Genomic DNA, 22,552 nt, shown 5'->3' with positions numbered 1-22,552 from the left:
CGACTTGGGTTTCGTGGGTTTTAAAAGTGTCCGGTCCCGATGATTCGGAAAGGACGGTGATGTCTACCAAGAGTCCCGGTTTTTGCCTACCTAGGGCTTTACATAGGGCGCAGGTGGATGCGCTGAAATCCAGCAACGGTGCGGAAAAACCTCACTCATCCCCTTCCCCTTGCCGTCCGGATTCTCAATACACCGGAGGGTCCGGCACGCGGCCGACATATTTCAAAACCGCCTCGGTCCGGGTGCGGACATGCAGCTTTCGATAAATGTTCCCGAGATGAAAACTAACCGTTTCGATGCGGACCTTCATCTCGTCGGCGATTTCCTTGTAGAGGTAGCCTTTTGAGAGCAGATCCAGGGTTTCCATTTCCCGCTGGGTAAGTTGGAAATCCTCGGCGGGTTCCTGGACGGGAACCTCCACGGGTTTCTGAAAATGTTGGACCACCTTGCGGGCGATGGCACTGGACATCGGTGATCCACCGGCCAGCACATCGTCGAGCGCGTCGAGCAGGCTGGAGTCGATGTCGCGCTTCAATACGTAGCCCGAAGCTCCGGCGGCCAGCGCCTCGAACACCCGGTCGGCGTCTTCGAACACGGTGACCATCAGAAACTGCGTCTTCGGACACAGCGGCTTGAGCTTCCTAACAAGTTGAATGCCGGAAATCCCGGGAAGCTGGATATCGACGATCATCGCGTCCGGTGGATTTTTTTGAATCTCCGGCAACGCCGATTCCGCACGGCCATAACAGCCGGTGACCGTCCACGAACCCGCAACGGAAAGCGCTTCCAGGAACGACTCCCGTAGTGCGGAATCATCTTCGACGATGGCGATGCGGCGGGTGGTGGTCATGTCTTCTGTATCGGTAATGATGAGCTGTTGGAAAATCCGCAGCGGAAGGTCGTCCGAGTGCCTCCGCCGGGTTTGGAATCAATGGAGAAGGTTCCTCCGAGTTCGCAGAAACGCGAAGCGAGGTTGCGCAGCCCGTTGCCTTCGCGCGGTTGCGACGGATTGAAACCGGTTCCGTCGTCCGTGACCTCCACAAAAAGCGAGTTGTCCTCCACTGCCAGTTTCAAGGACACCTCGCACGATCCGGCATGCTTGAGGACGTTGTTCAACGACTCCTTCACGGCGAGCGCGAAATGATGTCGGAAATCCGATTTCAACGGAATCGCGGGCAGGTTCGCCGGAATCGACAACCGCAATCTAACCGGACTATCGCGGAACAAATCATGGGCCATTCCCGACAAGTGGGCAGCCAGATGGTCGAGCGTGTCGTTCGCAGGATTCACCGCCCAGACCAGACCTTCCATCGCCTGCACCAGGTCGCGCGCAGCGGACTCCATGCGGGTCAACTGCTGGCGTGCCCTCCCCGGATCTCCATCGATCGCACGCCGGACGGACGATGCCGTTAGATTCAACACTGAAACGCGGGTGCCCAGATCGTCGTGCATGTCCCTGGCGATGCGGGCCCGATCCTGCTCCAGAACATTCTGCAACTTGATCCGTGCCAGCCTCTCGCGGGAACGCCTCCGATAAATCGCGAACAATCCCAGACCGGTCACAACGATGCCGGTCGCAACCGCCAGCGGGAGAAACCACCCGCGCTTCCAAAACGGCTCGCGGATCATCAGCGGAAACGAGAGGTAGGCGCTCGGTTCCTTCGGATTTACAGCAACGGCGATGGCGCGGAAAGTGTATTTCCCCGAAGGAACATTCAGATAGGTGGCGCGCAGTGAGGATCCGGGAATGACGTTGTAGGCCTCCGACCATGAAACGAGGAACACTTCTCCACCCTTCGCCACCTTGGCCGAAAGGTCACGCGTGGAAGTCCACAGCCCGAAGTGGTCCTGCTCGGCATCCAGCAGGCCGAGCGCCGTATTGTCACCAATCAGGGCCATCCGGGCAATCGCCGTTTCGTTGCCTCCCCGGACCCATCCTTTCGGCACGCCGCTCGGTTGGTTAGTCTGATAGCCGTCCTTGAGATCTCCATTCGCCCACAGATTCGCACCCGGCGGACCGGTTCTCGTTAGAGACAGGTCGTCGATCACCCAGCTTCCGGTGGTGTCCGCCGTGCCGGAAGAAACCACGGCTCTGATTTTCCGGGTGCCGTCGGGAATGAAAAGTGGTTCCACCCGTCGTTCCAGTTGCGAATCGGACACGTCGCTCCCCCAGCCGGGACTCGCGCCGGATGCGGTGAAGGCGGTCCGCGAAAGAATTTCTCCATCAGCTCCCAACGTTTCCCATACCATCGTCATCCCCCGGGCCGTGGGCTGCCAGCCATCGTCCAGCCCTTCCAGCGAGCATTTCACCGACAGCGTGTCCGCCACGCTCCCGGGAAGAAAACCGAAGTCGAAATCCAACCGGTGAGGTCCCGGCCCCAGTTCCAGCGGCACCCGCCCTTGCGGCATCGCCACCGGCGCGTCATTCACCAGCACTTGCCTGAGCATCATCTCCGTCCCAAGCGGTTGCGGGTGCTTTTCCTCCATGGCTTCGGACCTCGCCTTTTCCTTCAACTCGGGGCTTACAAAGAAAAAGTCATCCGGCGTCCTTGCGATACTGCTGATGCGCACCTCGTCGATGCAGCCGGGAAAATACTCCCACGGACCGTAAGAATTCTTCCGCCCGGTATTACCGACTGCGAAATCTCCCAGCTCACGATTCAAGTCAGCTGATAGAGTCCCCCTCCCGATCTGGTTCGCGACCTTTTGATCCGAATCCAACCGGGTCCAATAAATTTTCAAATTGTCCGCAGCCGCCTCCTTGCCGGAATACGTCACCGCCACGTGGAACCAGTCTGTCGTATTCACCGCGTTCGGGCCCGTCGTCGGAAGCGTGGCCAAACCACCTCCGCGCACCGAGTTTCCCGAAATCGCCAGAAATGATAGAAATCCCGGTTTCTCGATGCGAAGCAAAAACACCCGCTGCGCCGGCACTTCATCATCGAGACTCACAATGCTGGCCGCCACTCCCCGCGTCTCCTGCGGCAGCACATCCAGCTTCACCACCGCCTCGATGGTGAATGCGCCATCGTCCCCCATCACCGGAAAAGGTGCCTTCACTTGGTCGCCCTGGCCCGAGTCCAGTTTCGGACTCGCCAACAGAATGGGTCCATAAATCGCCGACGTCTCCGGGGCGTGGGTGCGGGAGTAATTGAAGGAAACCGATCCGCCGAATTTTTGGAACGAGGGAATCCCCGCGGCCGCTCCATTCAACAACCCTAACAACTCCCGCGGACTGCTTCCTGAATCCAGGAACGGCGGCCCGTTCTCGTCCAAGTGCCACAAGTGCAGCGTATGTTCGTCAGGTTCATACGGCATGAACGTCGGGGCCGCGGACAACATGCCGGCCGCCAGAATTCCAATGACGCCACACGCCGCTATGGAAAAGTTCCGCACTCCCCCACTCTACCGCCAGTCCCCCAGTCCCCTGCAAGCGCGGACCGGTTTCCCATACCTAGGGAAACACCTAGTATCTAGCCCGGATCCCCCGCCGGCAGCGCCACCTCGCTCCCCAATGCCAGCGGCACGACTTTTTTGGGAAATCCCTTCTCGTCCCATTCCAGCTTTTGCGCCCGCGTGCTGCGACCGCGGTAGGTGTAATCGCTCGTCGTCTTGCCGTGATAGACGATCCAGTCTTCCTTGCCGTCCGGCGATGTGAAAAAGCCATGATGCCCCGGACCGAACACGCCGTTCGCATCCGCCCGCTCCAGCAGCGGTTGTTCCTGCTGCGTCCACGATGCCACCTTCATCGGATCGCTCTTCGCGTTCGCCCACAGGTAGCCGACCTTGTAATCCGGCTTGCCGGTATCGCATGCCGAATACGTTAGAAACAACCGCCCGCCGTGTTCCAGCACATACGGCCCCTCGCGCACTTCCGGACACCCGAATCCCGAAGCTGGAATATTCACGCGATCCCCGGTCAACGTCATCGGATCCTTCATCCGGGAAATATAGAGCACATGCCCCGGATGCCCGGCCCACAGGAAATACGTCTTACCGCCGTGCTCGAAGACATTGCCGTCGATGGCATAGAACTCGTTTTTCGGGTCCGTCGCCAATTGCTTCGCCTCGCCATAGGGTCCCTTGATGCTGTCCGTCTTGCTCTCCATCACGAACATCCGGTGCTTCACGTCCTCGCCATCCGTCTTGGTGAAATAACAATACCAGCGCATCCCGCCCTTCCCTTGCAGGCGGTGAAATTCCGCCGCCCACACGCCGATGCCCCGTTGCCAGATCATCAGCGGCTTCGCATCCTTCAGCCCCTTGATCGACTTCGCACTCCACAGCTTCACGCAATTTCCCTGTGTCGTCGCCAAGTGATACTCGCCCTCCGCATAGCCCATCCAAGGATCCGCGGAGGGATTGATGGGATTTTGAAATGTCTCCGCCGCGGACAACGCACTTCCCGAGAGAAGTGCCACAACGCCGATTGTTTTGATTCCTATTCCGATCATTGTCGCAGGAAGACGTTTCGGCAGTAGTGGTTCTGTCAAACGACTCACTCCGGATAGTCGTGAAATAAATTGAAAAACCGGCTGTAAATGCCTCTGCTGATTGGCCATATTTCAACCGTGGAAACGAAACACCGTTCGAATTTCCCTCCTGATCTTGCGGGACTGCTTGGGATCTATTGGATCATGCTGCCGATCGCAGCGATCAGCTCGCTGATCTTTCGGTGCGTTATCGCGGCAAGGAACGATGACAGCATGACCGTGTTCTGGGTCGCAACCGCACTGGGGTTTTCCGGCACGATGTTGTTGTTTCTCGCGCGGCGTCCTCTGTATCGAAACGGACGTTTCTTTCAACTTGGTCCACGCGGTTTGGATGGCAATCACCGGCGACTCTATCGTGGGGCGTGGTGCTTGATTGGAGCGAGCATCGGATTGTTTGTCCTACTTTCGTTCGTGATGAGATAGACGCATGGTATACGCATTGGATTTCCCACCATGAACCAAGAACCTCAAGCCGTGCGGATTTTAAAAGCCATCATCATCGGCTCGGTGGTGGTTCTCATCCCGATCTCGTTCTTCATCGAACAATCAGTCACATTGAAGATCGGTCATGGGAACGTCAGTTTGAGCGCGTTCGAAATTTTGTTGCTCGCCATCCCGATGATCGGGCTTCTGTTTGTTTATGAATGTGTCCTTGGCGTGGTGCTGGTGCTGAAAAAGCGGAAGATGATCGCCTCAGCGGATGATGCGTTCATTGCCCGGCTCGCCAGCAGGTCGGCGCCATCTGACCGATCCACACATCAACATTGATGAACGGACCACTTCCATTTTACTGGAGGGATGCGGGACCCAATCCTCTAACCGGCACCGTGATCGTCGGAGTCTTGCTGCTGGCCACCGTTTTTTTGCGACGGGCTTTGAGGATCGCATGGCCGCTGATCGTGCTGAACGGAGCGTGGATCGTTTTTGTGATCGGCTTGTTCCTCGGCAAACGGCTGTGGCCTGACGAACTCCGGATCGAGGAAAGCGGGTTGCGGGGGCGTTGTGACTTCTCGGCGTTCGAGATCCGGGCAGCGGAGGTGAGAGGGATGAAATTCACCCGGCTGTCGAAAGGCGGTGCCAGCGTGCACGTTTTTCTCGATTCGCGGCAGCAAGCGGTGCGGATTCCCATCGTCCATGACGGACAAGAGAAAGCCTATCAGGACGCGCTGGCGGAATTCAACCGGCTCCATGGGCTGAAGCTGGACTGACCGAATGGATCAGGGGAGAATAATCCTATGAAGCAAGGAGACGAGTCGTTGGATTTCCTGAGCGGTTTTCCTCCCGCGGAGGAACCACGGTTCTGGGAGATTTCTCCGGGGCGGTGCCTGGCATGGAATGAATACGGCGACCCGTTAGGGAAGGCGGTGATGTATTATCACGGCTGGCCGAGTTCCCGTCTTCAGGCGAGGCTGGCGCATCATCTGGCGAAGGAGCGCGGGCTGCGCCTGATCGCGATGGACCGGCCGGGGATGGGGCAATCGACGTATGAAGGGGGCCGCTTGCTGGAGTCGTGGCCGGAGATGATGGGGAATTTCGCGGATGAATTGGGAATCGCTAAATTCGGACAGTTGGGAGTGTCAGGCGGCGGACCGTATGTGCTGGCCTGTGCGGCGCGGATCCCTGAACGATTGTCGGGTTCGGCAGTGCTCGGCGGAGCGGTACCGTTGGCGGCGATTTCCAGCGGTTTACGCGGACTGCATCCGGTTTATCGGATATTGATTCCGTTCCGGAAATTGCCGGGAGCGGTATTCTCGCCGATTTTCCAAATGGCAGCCATGGCATCTTACTGGAAACCCGGCTGGCCGCCCTTGTCATGGATGATGTGGAGCATCGGCAACGAGGACGCCCGCATTCTGTTGGATTTTCCGGACCTGTGGGCGGTGCTGACAAAGAGTTTCCAGGAAGGCGTGAAAACCGGCGGGCACGGAGTGATGACGGACGCGGACATTTATTTCCAACCGCTGGCATGGGATCCGCGAGACGTCCGGCATCCGATCCGCTATTGGCACGGCGGGGATGATCGGAACATCCCCGTGGAAATGGTGCGGGAATTCACCGGGAAAATCAGCGGTGCGCAGCTCGATGTGGATGAAACAATGGGGCATTTCTCGCTGGTGCTGCGGAAGGCCCCGGTAGCACTGGATTATCTGGCGACCTGCGCGGCGGAAGGTGGCGATTGACGGATGGGAATGCGGGTGAATGGTAGTGGGCGATCCGGATATGCCGGGCGGAAGGCGACCCCATTTTCATGAACGAAACGGATCAAATCAGCACGATGGACGAGTGGGTGCACGTCGGCCATTACCCGACCTTGGAACAAGCGTATGACCACGGGCTGGTGATTCTGGCGATGGGCGAGGCCTGCCGGGTAGAAGAAGCGGCGGTGCCGGGCGAATTCGATTTGCAGGCTGAAGCGGTGCCGGCAGCGAGAATTTCCGCGGAACTGGATGCTTACGGCAGGGAAATCGCAGTGCCGATGCGTCTACCGGCCGTCGGGCGGGAATGGGCGCGGCATTCGGCGGGCTGGTCGTTTGTCGGCGTGTGGATACTGGCGCTGATGGCGGTGTTTTATTGGCAGGGCGAGGATGCGACGCTGGTGGACCGGGCCGCTTCATCAAGCGTGGGGATTTTCGGCAGGAACGAGTGGTGGCGGCCGTTCACCGCGCTCTTCCTGCATGCGGACGTGCCACATCTGGTAGGAAATCTGGTGGGCGGAACGATCTTCGCGACTCTTGTTTCCAAGGCTGTCGGACCGCTACGGGCATGGGCGATGATCCTGATTTGCGGCACGCTGGGGAATTTTCTAACAGCGCGGATCAACTATCCGGACGCGTTTCTATCGATCGGAGCATCGACGGCGGTCTTCGCCGCGCTGGGGATTTTATCCGGCCTTGGAATTTCCGAAACGATGCGCGAGCGGGCGAGGCTGCCGTGGGCACGGATCACGGCTCCGGTGCTGGCGGGCATCGTCCTGCTGAGCTGGCTGGGCAGCGGAAACGGATCTAACACGGACGTCATGGGACACGTGTTCGGATTCGGTTCCGGGCTGGTGGCGGGCGTCGCGACCGGAGCCTTCGAGGATCGACGCGACCTTCCGGCGTGACGTGGCTGTCACGTTTGCCGCTTGTCAGCATCGTGCGTTTTCCGCTAGTTTCACATCCGTGAAGCAACCCCTTCCTAAACGAGTCCACCTCGCCTTGCGCACGCGATTGCTGGATGGATCCCTGCCTCCGGGAACGCGACTCGACTACAAGCAGCTCTCGGTGGAGCTCGGAGTATCGACCACTCCGGTCCGCGAGGCGGTCACCCAACTGGCCTCGGAAGGGTTCGTGGAATTGATTCCAAGGCTCGGGGCGGTGGTTCGCTCGCTGACCCGCAATTCGGCGATGGAGTTCTACGAAGTGCGGGAAGCGGTGGAAACCTTCGCCGCGATGAAGGCCGCCGAACGGCTTTCCGCCCGCCATCTGGAGCAACTTCGCCAGCATCTGGCCACGATGGAGCGGCTTTTCAACGAAACCAGAGAGCGTGGAGACAACCATCTGGCCACCTCCGATCTCCACACTTTCCTGGATGCCGACATTTCCTTCCACAAAACCATCCTGCTCGCCGCCCGCAATCCGGCGCTGGCCCGCACGGTCGAGGAAAGCCACATCCAGTCGCGCATCTTCTACGCCGACCGCGGTGTGCATGACACCATCCGCCTTTCCCTCGCCTGCAAGCAGCATGCGGAAATCCTCGCGGCGTTGGAAAAACGCGATGGCCCGGCTGCGGCGGAGGCAATGCGCACCCACATCCAGACTTCGCTGGATTTCACGCTGGAGCACTTGGAAGCCGCCTTGGAAGTTTGATTTCCGGACGGGATCGAGGAAATCGGAGAAGGCTGATTGAAATTCTGGATTGTTGGCTTCATCCCCGTCCTTGAATATATTTGACAATATCCGGATACAAAACAGCATCACCGCACGCTCCGAGTTGCTTCGTTCATCGGATTCCAGTGCTCGCCATGGACGCTGAAATCACCTAGCACAGCCTTCACGAATCGCCTATTTGCCGTAAACCCACTTCTTCATGCGCATTTTCGATCTCTCGATCATTCTGATTTATCTCGCGGTCGTTTTGTGGATCGCAATCCGGAGCAGCAAAAATGCGGGGGATTCCACCGCGTTCTCAACCGCCGCCGGACGCCTGCCGGTGTGGGCAATCGGGCTCTCGATCTTCGCCACCTTCTTCTCGTCGATCAGCTTCATCGCGCTGCCAGGCAAGGCGTTCTCGACCAACTGGAATCCGGTCGTTTTCTCGCTTTCCATCCCGCTGGCCGCCTGGATCGCGGCGAAATGGTTCGTCCCGTTTTACCGGTCGTCCGGAGAAATTTCCGCCTATTCGCATTTCGAAAAACACTTCGGCACCTGGGCGCGCATCTACGCGGTGGCGTGCTACCTGCTCTCCCAGTTCGGGCGGACCGCGACGATCCTCTACCTCCTCGCGCTGCCACTGGCTCCGCTCACCGGCCTGTCGGTGCCCGTCCTCATTCTCATCGCCGGGGCATTCGTCATTCTCTACACCCTCATCGGTGGCGTGGAGGCCGTCATTTGGGCGGATGCGATCCAGTCGGTCATCTTCACGCTCGGCGCGATCTTCTGCCTCGGCACGATTCTAACCGGCTTCCCCGAGGGACCGGGCCAGGCATTCCGCATCGCCGCCGCGGACCACAAGTTTTCGCTCGGTGATTTCTCGCTCAATTTCGCAGCTCCCACGTTCTGGGTCGCGCTGGCTTACGGACTTTTCGTCAATCTGCAGAACTTCGGGATCGATCAAAATTACGTCCAGCGTTACGCCTCCGCGAAGAATGAAAAGGACGCGACCCGCTCGCTCTGGCTCGGCGCTTTGCTCTATCCTCCGGTATCGGTCCTTTTTCTGCTAATCGGCACCGTGCTGTATTCCTATTACAAGCTCCACGCCACTCCAGGTGTTCCCTCCGCGCCGGACAAGGTGCTGCCGTTTTTCATGGCGGGAAACCTGCCTCCCGGCTTGTTGGGATTGCTGGTCGCGGCATTGTTCGCCGCCGGCCAATCCACAGTCGCGTCATCGATCAATTCCTCGGCCACGATCATTCTCCACGACGTTTTCAAACGCTTCATCCGCCCGGATGCCGACGAAGCCACCTCGTTGCGGGTGTTGCGCGTCGCCTCGCTGGTCTTCGGTGTGTTGGGAACCGCCACCGCGCTCGCGATGATCAATGTGGACTCCGCGCTGGATGCCTGGTGGAAAATGCAGTCCATCTTCTCCGGCGGCATGTTAGGATTATTCCTGCTCTCGCTCGCCTCGAAACATCCGGCCGCCGCGCGGGCGCTTACGGCGACGATCCTCGGGCTGATCGTCCTGCTGTGGATCTCGCTGCCCAACGAGTTTCCGCATCTCGCTCCCTGGCTGCCCAAGCTGCCGCTTCATTCATTTCTTGCCATCGTCTTCGGAACGCTGGTTATTCTGTTAGCGGGACTGCTGCTTCCGCCCCGCAAATCCGTTGCTCCCGTAAAATCATGATTCCACTCCGCATCCACGGTGTCGTCCCGCCTGTTGCCACGCCGCTCACTTCCTCCGGCCGGGTGGACGAGCCCGCCATTCACAGGATCATCAACCACCTCGTTGATGGCGGATGCGACGGAGCGTTTGTCCTCGGTTCCACCGGCGAGCTCGCTTCCTTGAACCGGGAAAGCCGGGAAATCATCATCCGAGAGTCCGTTAGAGCGGCGGCGGGACGCATTCCTATTCTGGTCGGCATCGCGGACACCTGCCCGGAGGCAACGCTTTCGCTGGGCCGCCTCGCCAGTGATCTGGGAGCGGACGCGCTGGTGATGGCGGCTCCGTATTACTACGATCTCGCTCCGGACGAACTCGAACGCTACTTCACCTCGATCCTACCCGGACTCGACCGCCCGACGCTGCTCTACAACATGCCGTGGCTCACCGGCCACGTTCTTGGCATGGACTGTCTCCGAAGCGCCTTGGAGCACCCCAATGTGATCGGCTTCAAGGACTCGTCCGGCGACATGGATTATCTCAAACAAATGATCGGAGTGGCGGCGACCCGCGAAGGAACCACCGTTCTGGTCGGCAACGAGTATTTCTATCTGGAAGCTCTCAAGCTCGGCGCCCATGGAGCCGTGGCCGGCGGCGGCAATATCTATCCGACGATTTTCCGTGCCTTGCAGGACGCCTTTGATCGCGGCGATCTCGATGTCGCCGCAACCCTGCAAGATCGAATCACCCGCTTGGGAGAACGGTTGTTCAACATTACCGGACGCCCTACGTCAGTATTCTGCGCCGTGAAAGCCGGGATGGCCGCCGTCGGGCTCTGCGAGCATCACATGGCCCCGCCGCTGACGACTTGCACGGAAGCGGAAATGGAGCGCGTCCGCGAAATTCTCGCAAGTCCGGACGCGGCGCATGTCCAGCAACTCGCCACCGCTTTCGTGTGAAGCCGGTTTTTCCAGCGCTGCTCTCCTTGCTAACGGCTTCTTGGACGTTCGCCGGGGAGCGGATTCTGACACACAGCCCGCACGGCCACCTCATCCACAATTCGCAGGTCTTTTCCCGCGATGGAACGCACATCGTCTTCGACTCGCGGGATGACGAAACACTGCTCGCCACCTCGACGGCCATCGGAATGGCCGACGTCGCAACCGGCGAGGAAACGGTTCTCTATCAAGTGCCACACCCCACGCCGTTCGGCCCCGGCGTCGGTGCGGCGACATTCAGCCCGGTGGCGGATCAGGTGATCTTCATCCACGGTCTCGACGACGCATCGCAGGCCGCGCCATACGGCCCGCAACGCCGCGGCGCGGTGATGATTTCCTTGGATCATCCGGGTGAATCCGTCCACCTCGACGCCCGCGACATCAGCGAACCGTTCACCGCTGGTGCCCTGCGCGGTGGAACCCACGCTCATCATTGGTCGGGCGACGGCAGGATGATTTCATTCACTTACAATGACGCGATCATTCCCGGTAGCAGCGCGACGGATCTTCGAACCGTCGGAGTGATCGCCAACGATCAGCCTGTTAGCGTGACGGATCCAAGGCCGGATGAGGAGTTTTCCGGAAAGGGATTCACGGTGATGGTCGTCCCGGTTTCCGCGGATCCAAAACCAGGCAGCGACGAACTCTCGCGAGCCTGTGAGGAAGGCTGGGTGGGCATCAACGGCTATTTGAAGCCGGATGGAACCCGCCAGAAACGCGCCCTCGCCTTCATCGGCACCATCGCGACAGCGGATGGGAAATCAAATACCGAGGTATTCATCGCCGATCTGCCGGACGACATTTCACAGCCTGATTCATCGGGTCCGCTGGAAGGCACGGCCCGACATCTCCCCTACCCGCCGGCGGGAGTAAAAATCCGCCGTCTCACTCACACCGCGACGACTTCCCTGCCCGGCCTCCAAGGGCCGCGACACTGGTTGCGGGCATCACCGGATGGAACGACCCTCGCATTTCTCGATCAGGATGACGACGGCGTGATCCAGATTTTCGGGATGTCACCTAACGGCGGAACCGCACATCGGATTTCCCATTTTGAAAAATCCGTAGATACGCCTTTCACCTGGTCGCCGGATGGCCGCGGCATCGCTTGTTCGAGCGGAACGAGGATCGCAGTGATCGATGTGAAATCCGGAACCACGACATTTCTCACTGAAATTTCGAAGAACAGCCAGCAACCGCGAAACGGCGTGGTGTTTTCACCGGATGGAAAACGGGTCGCCTACAATCGATTGCTGCCCGACCCGGATGGCGGCAACCACTTGCAGATTTGCCTGGCCGACGTCCCCTAACGAACCAGCGACACCTGATAGAAAGCGTGGTCCGGTGGCGACGCCTCGAGATACTCGCCGGTTTGTCCTGCCGTGGTGACGGTTCCCTGGAGCTGCCAGTCGTTCGACAGACTCATGCTCCGATAAACCCGGTAGGATCTTCCGGGAATCGCACGCCAGGTCACACCGTAATCATCATTCGAAGCTTCCGTTCGCATCCCGGCAGTCAGTGGCTCACCGGCAGCCGGCACGCGGTCGGGATCCAGCACCATCGAAGCGATTTCAGCGGCACCGAGAGCGGTATGGTGGATCTGGATTTCATCCAGCGAGCCTTGGAATCTGGGATCCGCGGCGCTGCTCGCCGTCTGCGCGCCGAAGCGGAGTGACGCCGTGGTATCGAGGATGACCGGAGCGGTTCGCCGGGCCTGCTCGGCCCCATCAATATAAAGAATCATGTTTTGACCGGGCACCAGAGTGACGGCGAGATGATGCCAGAGCCCGTCGTTCACAGCGGAGGTGGAAACGAGTTGGTCTGCGGCTGAAGACGCGACAAAACTCGCTTTCCCTGAAAGGCCGGGAGAATTCACGGTGAAAACATAACCGCTGTAGGAACCGGTCGAGAGTTTCGAGAGCGGTATCCGATAGGTCGTGTCGCCGGTTCCCAGTTTCATCCAGAAGGCAATGGTGAATGGCACCCGGGTCAGCGGAAACACGTCGCCGAGATTCACATTCTGCCCAAGTGTGAACGCAAGGGCATTTCCCGAAGGACCATTGGCTACAGGAACCGGAGGCGGGGTCGATGGCACGCCGTGGGAGTTATACAAATGGTCCGCGACCGCCGTGCCTTCGTAGTTCGATTCGCAGCGCCACCATGCCACCGGTCCCGGAGCCGGGGGTGAAAGCAGGAGCGTGCTGTTCCAATTGGTTTGCGAGACAGCAACCTGCTCTCCACTTTGAAAATCACGCTGATAGATATACATCCGGGTTTTGCCGGTATCCGAGTAATAGAACGATTGCCCGGTCGCGGTCCAGCCGGTCAGGTCCGGAACCGGAGCAATGATCGATGCGGCAAGATAGGCTCTTACCGGAGCAGTGGCTTTGAGATTGAGGATCGGATTCACCCCTCCGCCGGTGCGGGTCATCAGGGCGTTGGCGAATCCGGATGGAACTTCGCCCCAGATGTAAGTCCGGTTGGAGTAGGCAACATTGCCGTCTTCCAACAGCCCCGGAGCGAAGGAGGTCCCGGTGGCTTCGATGCCGGGATACTTCCATTTCACATCACCTGTCGGAACGGAATCGGCGGGGGTCAGCGTGCGGAAATTCGCGAACCGGTGGAAGGTCATGAGGTTCGCGTTGTGATAGCTGTTCCCGTCCCAAGAAGTGCGGGAGGCGGCGATGATGTCATCCCCGTCGAACTGCCAATCGAGGTATTGAAAAGCATGCTTCGCGACATCCGGATGGAACAACAGATAGGCGCGGGTATCCCAGGTTCTGAGATCCGTGGAATGCATCAGCGCCAGCGTGTTCCGGATGTCTCCGGGAACGGACGCCGCCCACGCCGGCAGGACCGGATTGGTTAGAGCCCAATACTCGTTGGTGACCGGATCGCGGCGGATCGAGAACTTCGTCGCCCCTCCGGGAAAATCGATAAATCCTGATAGATCGGCCGGATCGGTGGCCGGTGTCCCCGCGGGATCGAACGTTCCCGCCGCGCCGGTGGTTCCGAAGTCGATGATGGCCGCCTTTCCCGGAGTTCCCGCCTTCGTATCGGCGCGCAAGATATCGACGAGGCGGTTGTCGGGAGTGAGGACCACGTTTCCTTCGAGCCAGCCGTTGAATTGAGAGTTCAGCCAGGTATTGGACGAGGCAACGCTGGCGGTGAAGGTCCAGCTCGCGGCGTTCAAAAGATCCGCCCCTACCGGAGCGGACATCAGGAAAGCGCGGAAATGCCGCGGCCAGCCATTTCCTGCGGCGATGTCTTCGAAGGCCCGCCAGATGCGCCCGTTGTAAATGATGACCGGCATCGGTGCCGTGTGATATTGACCGCTGCGGAGGATGCCGGTGGTCGCACTCGTCGGGTTGGTCCAAGTCAGTCCGGCGTCGGTGGACTTGCGGATGACCAAATTTCCGTAGGAGTCGCTGGTTCCCGTGAGATAAAGCACGCCGTTATGGACGAAAAGGTTCGACCAATAACCCGGAAATTCCGTTCGGGCGGTCCAGGTGATTCCCCGGTCGGTTGATCGGTAAACTTGGATTTTCACGGCCGCTCCACCGCCGAAATTGTCGTTGCAGGCGACGTAAGATCCGTCCGGCAGAATCGCTATGGACGGCGAGCCAAGGTAGATCGTCGCAGGATTCGGCGAGCGCCCGACCACCGTGCCGGGGATCTGAACATATGGGTCCGCAGGTGGGCCAACAGGAGGAATTTCCAAGGCCATCCCGATCCCTACAACTGCGAACCAAAGTCCGAGGCAGTTGCCAATCAGCTTCAAAAAACCGCAATCGCGCATGAGCACAATTTGAATATATTCGAATCGATTTGCAAATTTAATTATTTCAAAGGCTAACCGAGGGCCCAACGAGAAGCCAATTTCGAGCCCCGGAACGACCGCCTCTTGACGGGCCGGAATGGGGCAATCAGCGTGACCGGCATCATGGAAGATGCGCCGCGGAACCCCACCACCCGGTTTTCGGACAGGGTCGATAACTACGTCAAATATCGTCCGTCCTACCCTCTGGAAGTGATCGATGCCCTGAAATCGCACTGCGGGCTGACTCCTTCAACAATCGTGGCGGACATCGGTTCCGGGACAGGTATTCTGACCCGGTTGCTCCTTCAAAACGGGAATCACGTTCTGGCCGTGGAGCCGAATCTGGAAATGCGTGTAGCCGCCGAGAGATTGTTAGTAAGTGAATCCGGATTCGAAAGTCGCGACGGATCCGCGGAAGAGACCGGACTCGCGAATGGTTCGGTGGATCTCATCGTCGCAGCGCAGGCCTTTCACTGGTTCGACCGCGAGCTTTCGAAAAAAGAATTCCGCCGGATTCTCCGGCCCGGCGGGTGGATCGTATTGATTTGGAACGAGCGCGAAACTGAGACTTCGGAGTTTCTCGCTGCCTATGAATCGCTTCTCGAACAACACACGATCGACTATCAGCGGGTGAATCACACAAACATCACCGACGACGTTTTGAGCGAATTTTTCAAACCCGGGATTTTCGAAACCCTCACCTTCCGGAACTCGCAGCGATTTGATTTCGAGGGACTCAAAGGTCGATGCATGTCGTCATCCTACATACCCAATGAGGGCCAGCCTGGGCACGAGCGGATGATCTCAAGCTTGGAGGAAATCTTCGACCGATACCAAACGGAGGGGTGGGTGGAATTCGAATACCGGACGAATCTCTATTTGAGCAGCTTCCTGCCGGAACGGTGATTGAAGACGGAAGCATGCTCCGGTTTTCATGATTCGCCCGGGCAGATCCGTATCAAAATCCCGACGAAAACCGCGCGCAATCGTGCCGGGCGACTCAAAATTTCCCGGCTCTCACGCGGAATTTTTATCCAAACATGATGACGGGCAGATTTCGAAAATTCGTGAATGCACGCGAATATATTTGACCTGAGGCTAAAATCGGCAAGTTTGACACCGATAACTCAAACCCTAAAACCCATGAACTGCCAAAAGCTTCCCTGGATGGTTGTCGCCATCGGAACTATCGCCGCCCTGACCGGCCGTTCCCTTGCCGATTCCCTTGTCGCCGTAACGCTCTCGAACGGCGACATTGACGAATATTATGTGGCCAAAGGAACGTTCAACGCGAACGCCACTTGGACCAAGGCGAGGACAATCATCAATCTTCCGAACGTTCACGGCATCGCCTACAATTCCACGGATGGAAATTTCTACACGACCACCTCTGCGGCGCCCGTCAAAATTTCCAAGGTCACACGAGCCGGAGTTGAAACCGTGCTCGCGACGAGAGGCGTCAGCACGACGGGTTGGACGGATTCCAACTCCAACGGAATCCAGATCGGGCCGGACGGTAAGATCTATTTCACCACCGCTTTCGGAGCGGCCGGAACGAATGGAGTTTTCAGTCTTCAAACCAACGGCACCGGCTTCACTCAATTCATCGCTCCCTCCGCAGCGAGCCTTGGTGCTGCCCGCGATCTGTTATGGGACAATTCGTTTCTCTACGTGACCTCCAGAACCGCGAACGCGGTTTACAAATTTAACAGCTCCGGCGTCTTGCAGTCCACGCTCACCACCGCCTGCACCGGAGCTTCATTCCTCGGCAAAGACGGCACCACTCTGATGGTGGGAACCAATCAAGCCACCGGTCCGAACGCTATCCGCAAAATCGATGCCTTCGCCACCGCCCCGGTGTTGGGCTCCCTCACAGCGACCGGGAAAGTCAATGCCTTCGCCCTTGAAGTCATCGAAGGGCAGCGCCACTACGTAACCTTCAACGCCGGCACCGGCGGAGCCGCCGACATCGACCGCCTCAATACCGACGGCAGCTCGACGGTGATCGTCACCTTCAACACGCCAACCATCCGGACGGCTAACGATTTCGTGGTCTATCCACCCGTGGATACCGATGGCGATGGTCTATCAGACGCATGGGAGATCTCGAAATTCGGAAATCTCGCCCAAGGTGCTTCCGACAACATTTCCGACGCCGACGGTCTAACCAATCTTCAGGAATACCTCGCGGGAACCGATCCAACCAAGACCGATACCGACAACGACGGACTCTCCGATTCAGCCGAAGTCAACCGCATGGTTTCCGGCTCCCCCGCTCCCACCAATCCCACCCTGGCCGATACCGATGGCGACGGACTCATCGACTCCGCCGAAACCAACACCGGTGTTCTGGTCTCCGCTGCCGACACCGGGACAAATCCTCTGTTGGCAGACACCGATGGAGACACGTTCAAGGACTATGTGGAAATCGCCCGCAGCTCAAATCCATTTCTCAACACCAGCACTCCCGGTGCTTCGTCCACCGCGCCGATCGTCAGTCTGAGCGCGTCGGCGCTGTCCGCAGGCCCCCTCTCTGCGTGGCCGAATACCGGCACCATCGGCAGCACCTTCAATTCCGGAGCCACCCAACCCGTCGTCTCATTGATCCGCGGAGTCAAAGGAGTGACATTCACCGGCAGCGAATCCCTAACCGGCGTCGCCGCGCCCCCAGTCCTCACCGGCAATAGCGCCCGCACCATCACCGCATGGGTATTGAATCCAACGACCGAAACCGAAGAGACCATCGTCGGCTGGGGACGGCGCGACGGGCCTAACAGCACCTTCTGCGCACTTGGCCACGGCACTTCCACCCAGTTCGGGGCCGTCGCCCAGTGGGGAGCGGATGCCGACATGGGCTGGGGTTCTTCCGGTAATGTGAAGAAGAACCTGTGGACCTATCTGGTCTATACCTATGAACCCGCCACCAAGGTCGGCACCGTGTATGTCGATGGGGTCCAAGCCAACCAGGAAACATTCGCCGCCGTTCTCAACACGTGGGGCGTCGATAACACCCTTGCCGCGAAGCCACTCCCGCTGCGCGTCGCCGCCAACAACGCCGCGGATGGAACCATCGCCAGCACCGGAGCCGCCACCACACTCACGATTGCCAACATGAAAATTTATGACCGCGTCGCCACTTCCGCGGATCTCGGATTCACGGACACCGACGGCGATACCATCCCCGACTGGTACGAGGTTTTCTACGGAATGAATCCCGCGGTCAACGATGCCGGGCTCGATCTGGACGGCGATACCCTGACCAATCTTGCGGAATTCACACTCGGGACAAACCCCGCTTTCAACGACACCGACGGTGATGGACTGCGGGACAATTACGAAACGAACGACTTCACCTATTTGTCCCCCACCTCCACCGGCACCAACCCATTGCTGGCCGATAGCGATGGAGACGGCCTATCAGACGGAGTGGAGAAATACACCGGCGTCTATGTTTCCACCTCCAACACCGGAACCGATCCCAATGCTTTCGACACGGATGGCGACGGCATCAGCGACGGGCTTGAAGTCCTCACCTACGGCACCGATCCCAATAGTGACGCGGACAAGGACTCCGACGGTCTGTTGGATCGGGAAGAAATTTTCACCTATCACACCAATCCATCGCTCGCCGATACGGATGGCGACAGTTACGGCGATCAAGTTGAAATCAACGCCACTTCAGACCCCAACGATCCGATTTCCACACCCACCAACATTGTCGGCTATAGCGGGACTCTTATACATCGGTTCAAATTGGACGAAACCTCGGGGACTGTTTCCACCGATAGCGAAAGTGTCACCACGGCTGCCATCGGCTCGGACGTCCTGATCGGGCAAAGCGGCCGCGACGGTAAATCCTACCTGTTTCCTGCCGTCTCCACCGTCAATTCGAAGGTTCTGATTCCAACTTCGGTGGTCCCGGCGACCACCGCCCCGTTCACCATGACCGCTTGGGTCAGGCTAACAGCGCCGATTGGCAATGGCGGCCAAAGCCAAATCATTTCCGGAAACGACGGAAACGCCGGCCGGTGGAATCTCGGCATCAATGATTTCGATGCAGCCGCCACCGTCGATGCCGAACTTTTCTGGTTCCACAACGGAGGACTGAATTCAGTCCCCCTAACGGGATTCAATTTCAACGATCACATCAACGAATGGGTCCACGTCGCGGTCACCCGGTCTTCCACCGGACTGACCACTCTCTATCTGAACGGCGCGGGAACCAACATCGGCACCAGCAAGGCGACACTCAACCCAGGCGTCGGAATCGCCCTCGGAGCAAGACCCAACGCGATCCAGTTCCAGTTGACCGGAAACATCGACGATGTCCGCTTCTACGACGGAGGACTGTCCCCCGCCAATGTGCTCTCGCTCTACAACTCCTACGTTTCCCTCTACGACATGTGGGCCGGGGGCTTCGGACTCGATCCTAACGGAAACGGAGCTCCCGGTGCCGATGCCGATGGAGATGGAACGATCAACCAGATCGAATACCTCCTCGGCCTGATTCCTAACAACGGTGCATCCCGCTTCGCCGTCACCTCCACCGGGAATCCGTCCACCGGCATCACTCTGACATGGCCATCCCAGCCGGGAATCAATTTCACAGTGAAAAGCAGTCTCGCCCTCGACTCCTTTGGCACAATTGAAGCGGCGGTCGTCCCGGCTGCCGCCTCTCCGGCGACCACCACGAGTTGGACCAGCCCGCCGCTCGCGGATCCCCGTAAATTCTTCCGGGTGGAGTTCCAACACTAACCAAACCTGGCAACACACGGCGCGACCATGAAACCCAAGCATTTGAAAATACCCGCCTTCCTCACGCTCGCAATGGCGTCTCAAGCCTTTGCGACCAGCGACTCTTGGAAAGCCAACGTCAGCGGAAACTGGAATGATGTTGCGAGTTGGACGGCCGGTAACATCCCCGGCTCAACCTCCCTCATCAACAGCTCTGACGTCGCTACGTTCGGTTTCACCCTCGCGACAAACGGCAAAACCGTCACCGTCGATACCAACCGCAACATCGGCGGCATCACCTTTTCCAACACCTCGGGGTTCGGCTACACCCTCAGCAGCGGCAATCTGCTCCTAACCAACGGTGGCGTCATCCAGTCCACCGGAACCACCGGCGCACATGCCGACACGATCAGCTCCGCCATCGAAATCCAGGGCGACGGAGGAACCGCCAGTTTCACCAACTCCAACACGCTGACCACCCGCCTCATGAGCATCGGTGCGGTCACAGGAGTTTCCACCCTGTCGAATGTCACCAACCTCACCCTGAACGGAGCCAATACCGGCACGAACGCGATGACCGGAGTCATTGGCGACGGCGGCGCAGGCGGCAAACTCAGCATCACCAAATCGGACGCTGGCACCTGGAGTCTTCAAAACAATGGTAATTCCTACAGCGGTGGCACGTTCATCAACGCGGGCATCCTCCAGGCCCTCGCCGCAGGCTCACTCGGCACGGGCACCATCACCCTCGCAGGAGGACAGCTACACCTGATCAACGCCAACAACACCGCATATAACAACAATACCATCGTTTCTGGAAACACCCAGATTTCCGCAACCCGCGTCTCGGGATCGGGCGGAAGCGCCACCCATACGCTCGGCACCCTGAGCATCGGCGCCAACACGTTGACCCTCGGAGTTTTCTCGGGAATCACCGGGGGGTTGATCTTCGGTAACACCACTCTCACCGGCAATGCCACCTTCACCACAAACCCCAGCACCACCCTGACCCTCGGAGCCACCAGCGGGGCTTTTTCCATCACCAAGACCAACACAGGCACGCTCGTTCTGGGAAGTTCCAATTCCTACAGCGGCGCGACCAACATCAACGGCGGGGTCGTTAGAATTAGCGCTTCCAACAATCTGGGAGACGGCTCCGCGACCAACACCATCAGCTTCAACGGCGGAACCCTCCAGTCCACCGCCAACACTTACTCGCTGGGCACGAACCGCAGCGTCACCATGACCGGTGCCGGCACCGTCCAGGTCGATGCCGGACAACTTACCATCGACGGCAGCATCACGGGTGCGGGAAATCTGGCGAAAACCGGACTCGGCAACCTGGTCATCACCAACTCCAGCCACACCGGCAGCACCCTGATTCAAAACGGCGTGGTGCAAACCAACAACACCGCCACCTCCAACATCGTGCTGGGCACTTCGGGTTCCGCCTTCAACTATGGCATCCTCGGACTGACCGCGAATTTCACGGGAGCCTTGGGAACGGCCGCGGGCAACGTTTCCTGGGCCACCGGCATCAACACGTCGGGTGGTTTCGCGGTCATGGATGCGACCACCCGCTCGGTGAACATCGGTGGCAATGTCACTCCCAGCACGCTTACGCTGAACACCGGCGGATTCGTCGGCGGCACCTTGGGCAGCAGCAACTCCCGCATCAAATTCGGTGACGCGAACGGCACCGCCCTCGGAACCGTTGATTTCAAAAACTCCATCAACCTCGGCTCCGGCGACCGCAGTCTGATCTTCGTGGTCGATGGTGCGGCCCAATATTCCGTTAACGTCAGCGGCAACCTAACCGGTAGCGGACTCGCCAGCGGCACCGGGGACGCGGTGGTCAAATTCGGCAACGGCAACATGATGCTTTCCGGCACCAACACCTACACCGGACGCACGATAGTCGGAGGTCAGGGAGCCGTCATCCTCGACTCCGCCGCAGCCTTCAGTCCCAACACCTGGATGTCACTGGACGGCGGAGCGGCAGGAACAACCGGTGGCATTCTCGGACTCCGTTACGACCTGGCCGCCGATCTCGGTGTCTCGGGCGGCAAAGTCAATGTCGCCACTTCGGGTGGATTCGCCGCGTTTGGAGCCGACCACTCAGTCACCCTCAACAGCGGCGCGGCGCTTGTGTGGGGATCGACCACCAGTTTCGTCGCGACCGGCCAGAATCTGATCCTCGGCCAGGCCAAGGCGGATGGGAAAATCACCCTCACTAACAACATCGACCTTGGAACCGTCGTACGCACCGTCCAAACCAACCGCGGAACCGCCGCTGTGGATGCCGTCCTGTCCGGAGATCTAACTGGAACCAGCGGAGGCCTGACCAAAGCCGGCACCGGCATCCTGAGCCTGGCCGGTAACAGCTCCTATCTGGGTGCCACGGCGGTTTCCGCCGGAACCTTGCTCGTCAACGGATCGCTTGGAAACACCGCGGTTTCCGTCTCCACCGCAGCCACCCTGGGGGGGACGGGAACGATCGCCGGCACCGTGAGTGTCACCGGCTCGCTCTCACCCGGAGCCAGCATCGAGTCGCTGGCCACAGGCACGCTATCCTTCGCCAATACCTCCACCTTGATTTATGAAATGAGCGCCGCGAACTCCGATCTAGTCGATGTTTCAGGGCAATTGAATCTCACCGGCACTGTCACCCTGAGTCTAACGGGTGCCGATGGAGTTTGGACGCTCGGGGACAAGGTCACGTTGATCAGCTATTTTGACATCGACGGCGTCACCGCCGGTTGGAACGGCGGCCTCTTCACGGGAATCGCGGATGACTCCGAACTGTTGGCAGGCTCCAACACGTGGCTTTTCAATTACAACGACACGACCGGCGGCTCCAACTTCTCAGGCGAGCAGGCCACCGGGCCCACCGCCCGATTCGTCACCATGACGCTGATTCCAGAGCCATCGGTGTCCCTGCTAGGTGCCGTGGCCGCCATCGCTTTGCTCCGCCGCCGCCGCTAATCCAG

At 59.1% G+C, this 22,552-nt stretch carries 15 protein-coding genes; 11 read left to right on the top strand and 4 right to left on the bottom strand.

Features of this window, described 5'->3' with window-relative positions:
* Positions 1-184 precede the first annotated feature (184 nt).
* The 3 genes from ABIQ96_RS15995 to ABIQ96_RS15985 form a co-directional block, all read right to left on the bottom strand.
* Positions 185-850, bottom strand: coding sequence for a response regulator transcription factor (locus ABIQ96_RS15995; RefSeq protein WP_348215620.1), 666 nt, complete (start codon positions 848-850; stop codon positions 185-187).
* Positions 847-3,342: a histidine kinase gene (locus tag ABIQ96_RS15990; protein WP_348215619.1), complete on the bottom strand. Its 2,496-nt coding sequence runs from the start codon at positions 3,340-3,342 to the stop codon at positions 847-849. Before ABIQ96_RS15990 ends, ABIQ96_RS15995 begins: the two co-directional genes overlap by 4 nt.
* A 131-nt stretch (positions 3,343-3,473) precedes the next feature.
* Positions 3,474-4,421 (bottom strand): glycoside hydrolase family 43 protein, encoded by a 948-nt coding sequence (locus ABIQ96_RS15985; protein ID WP_348215618.1) that lies wholly within the window; start codon positions 4,419-4,421, stop codon positions 3,474-3,476.
* Between the two features lie 525 nt (positions 4,422-4,946).
* Here ABIQ96_RS15985 and ABIQ96_RS15980 point away from each other — a divergent pair.
* From ABIQ96_RS15980 to ABIQ96_RS15945, 8 genes are all read left to right on the top strand, one after another.
* Positions 4,947-5,261 (top strand): hypothetical protein, encoded by a 315-nt coding sequence (locus ABIQ96_RS15980; RefSeq protein WP_348215617.1) that lies wholly within the window; start codon positions 4,947-4,949, stop codon positions 5,259-5,261.
* The gene (locus ABIQ96_RS15975; RefSeq protein ID WP_348215616.1) at positions 5,261-5,701 is read left to right on the top strand and encodes a hypothetical protein; all 441 of its coding nucleotides are present in this window, start codon (positions 5,261-5,263) and stop codon (positions 5,699-5,701) included. The genes ABIQ96_RS15980 and ABIQ96_RS15975 overlap by 1 nt, the downstream gene beginning before the upstream one ends.
* Before the next feature lie 27 nt (positions 5,702-5,728).
* The gene (locus tag ABIQ96_RS15970; RefSeq protein ID WP_348215615.1) at positions 5,729-6,673 is read left to right on the top strand and encodes an alpha/beta hydrolase; all 945 of its coding nucleotides are present in this window, start codon (positions 5,729-5,731) and stop codon (positions 6,671-6,673) included.
* A 68-nt stretch (positions 6,674-6,741) separates the two neighbouring features.
* Positions 6,742-7,596, top strand: coding sequence for a rhomboid family intramembrane serine protease (locus ABIQ96_RS15965; RefSeq protein WP_348215614.1), 855 nt, complete (start codon positions 6,742-6,744; stop codon positions 7,594-7,596).
* A 58-nt stretch (positions 7,597-7,654) separates the two neighbouring features.
* Positions 7,655-8,341: a GntR family transcriptional regulator gene (locus tag ABIQ96_RS15960; RefSeq protein ID WP_348215613.1), complete on the top strand. Its 687-nt coding sequence runs from the start codon at positions 7,655-7,657 to the stop codon at positions 8,339-8,341.
* Positions 8,342-8,561: 220 nt separating this feature from the next.
* The gene (locus ABIQ96_RS15955) at positions 8,562-10,034 is read left to right on the top strand and encodes a sodium:solute symporter (protein ID WP_348215612.1); all 1,473 of its coding nucleotides are present in this window, start codon (positions 8,562-8,564) and stop codon (positions 10,032-10,034) included.
* Positions 10,031-10,969 carry a dihydrodipicolinate synthase family protein gene (locus ABIQ96_RS15950; RefSeq protein ID WP_348215611.1) on the top strand — a complete coding sequence of 313 codons (939 nt, stop codon included), beginning with the start codon at positions 10,031-10,033 and terminating at the stop codon, positions 10,967-10,969. Before ABIQ96_RS15955 ends, ABIQ96_RS15950 begins: the two co-directional genes overlap by 4 nt.
* Complete coding sequence (locus tag ABIQ96_RS15945) at positions 10,966-12,318, top strand: DUF3748 domain-containing protein (RefSeq protein ID WP_348215610.1); 1,353 nt, start codon at positions 10,966-10,968, stop codon at positions 12,316-12,318. Before ABIQ96_RS15950 ends, ABIQ96_RS15945 begins: the two co-directional genes overlap by 4 nt.
* Here the strand turns inward: ABIQ96_RS15945 and ABIQ96_RS15940 are convergent.
* Positions 12,315-14,807 carry a sialidase family protein gene (locus ABIQ96_RS15940; protein WP_348215609.1) on the bottom strand — a complete coding sequence of 831 codons (2,493 nt, stop codon included), beginning with the start codon at positions 14,805-14,807 and terminating at the stop codon, positions 12,315-12,317. The two genes, ABIQ96_RS15945 and ABIQ96_RS15940, sit on opposite strands and share 4 nt — an antisense overlap.
* Before the next feature lie 132 nt (positions 14,808-14,939).
* On the opposite strand from ABIQ96_RS15940, the gene ABIQ96_RS15935 reads away from it, so the two are divergent.
* The 3 genes from ABIQ96_RS15935 (at position 14,940) to ABIQ96_RS15925 (ending at position 22,547) form a co-directional block, all read left to right on the top strand.
* Positions 14,940-15,734 (top strand): class I SAM-dependent methyltransferase, encoded by a 795-nt coding sequence (locus ABIQ96_RS15935; RefSeq protein WP_348215608.1) that lies wholly within the window; start codon positions 14,940-14,942, stop codon positions 15,732-15,734.
* A gap of 237 nt (positions 15,735-15,971) precedes the next feature.
* The gene (locus tag ABIQ96_RS15930; protein WP_348215607.1) at positions 15,972-19,583 is read left to right on the top strand and encodes a binary toxin-like calcium binding domain-containing protein; all 3,612 of its coding nucleotides are present in this window, start codon (positions 15,972-15,974) and stop codon (positions 19,581-19,583) included.
* A gap of 27 nt (positions 19,584-19,610) precedes the next feature.
* Complete coding sequence (locus ABIQ96_RS15925; protein WP_348215606.1) at positions 19,611-22,547, top strand: autotransporter-associated beta strand repeat-containing protein; 2,937 nt, start codon at positions 19,611-19,613, stop codon at positions 22,545-22,547.
* The last annotated feature ends 5 nt before the right edge of the window (positions 22,548-22,552 follow it).

It is taken from the genome of Luteolibacter sp., assembly GCF_039920825.1.
Taxonomy (GTDB): Bacteria; Verrucomicrobiota; Verrucomicrobiia; order Verrucomicrobiales; family Akkermansiaceae; genus Luteolibacter.
Note: the sequence above shows the minus strand (reverse complement) of the source record. Positions and strands in the feature narration are given on the sequence as shown.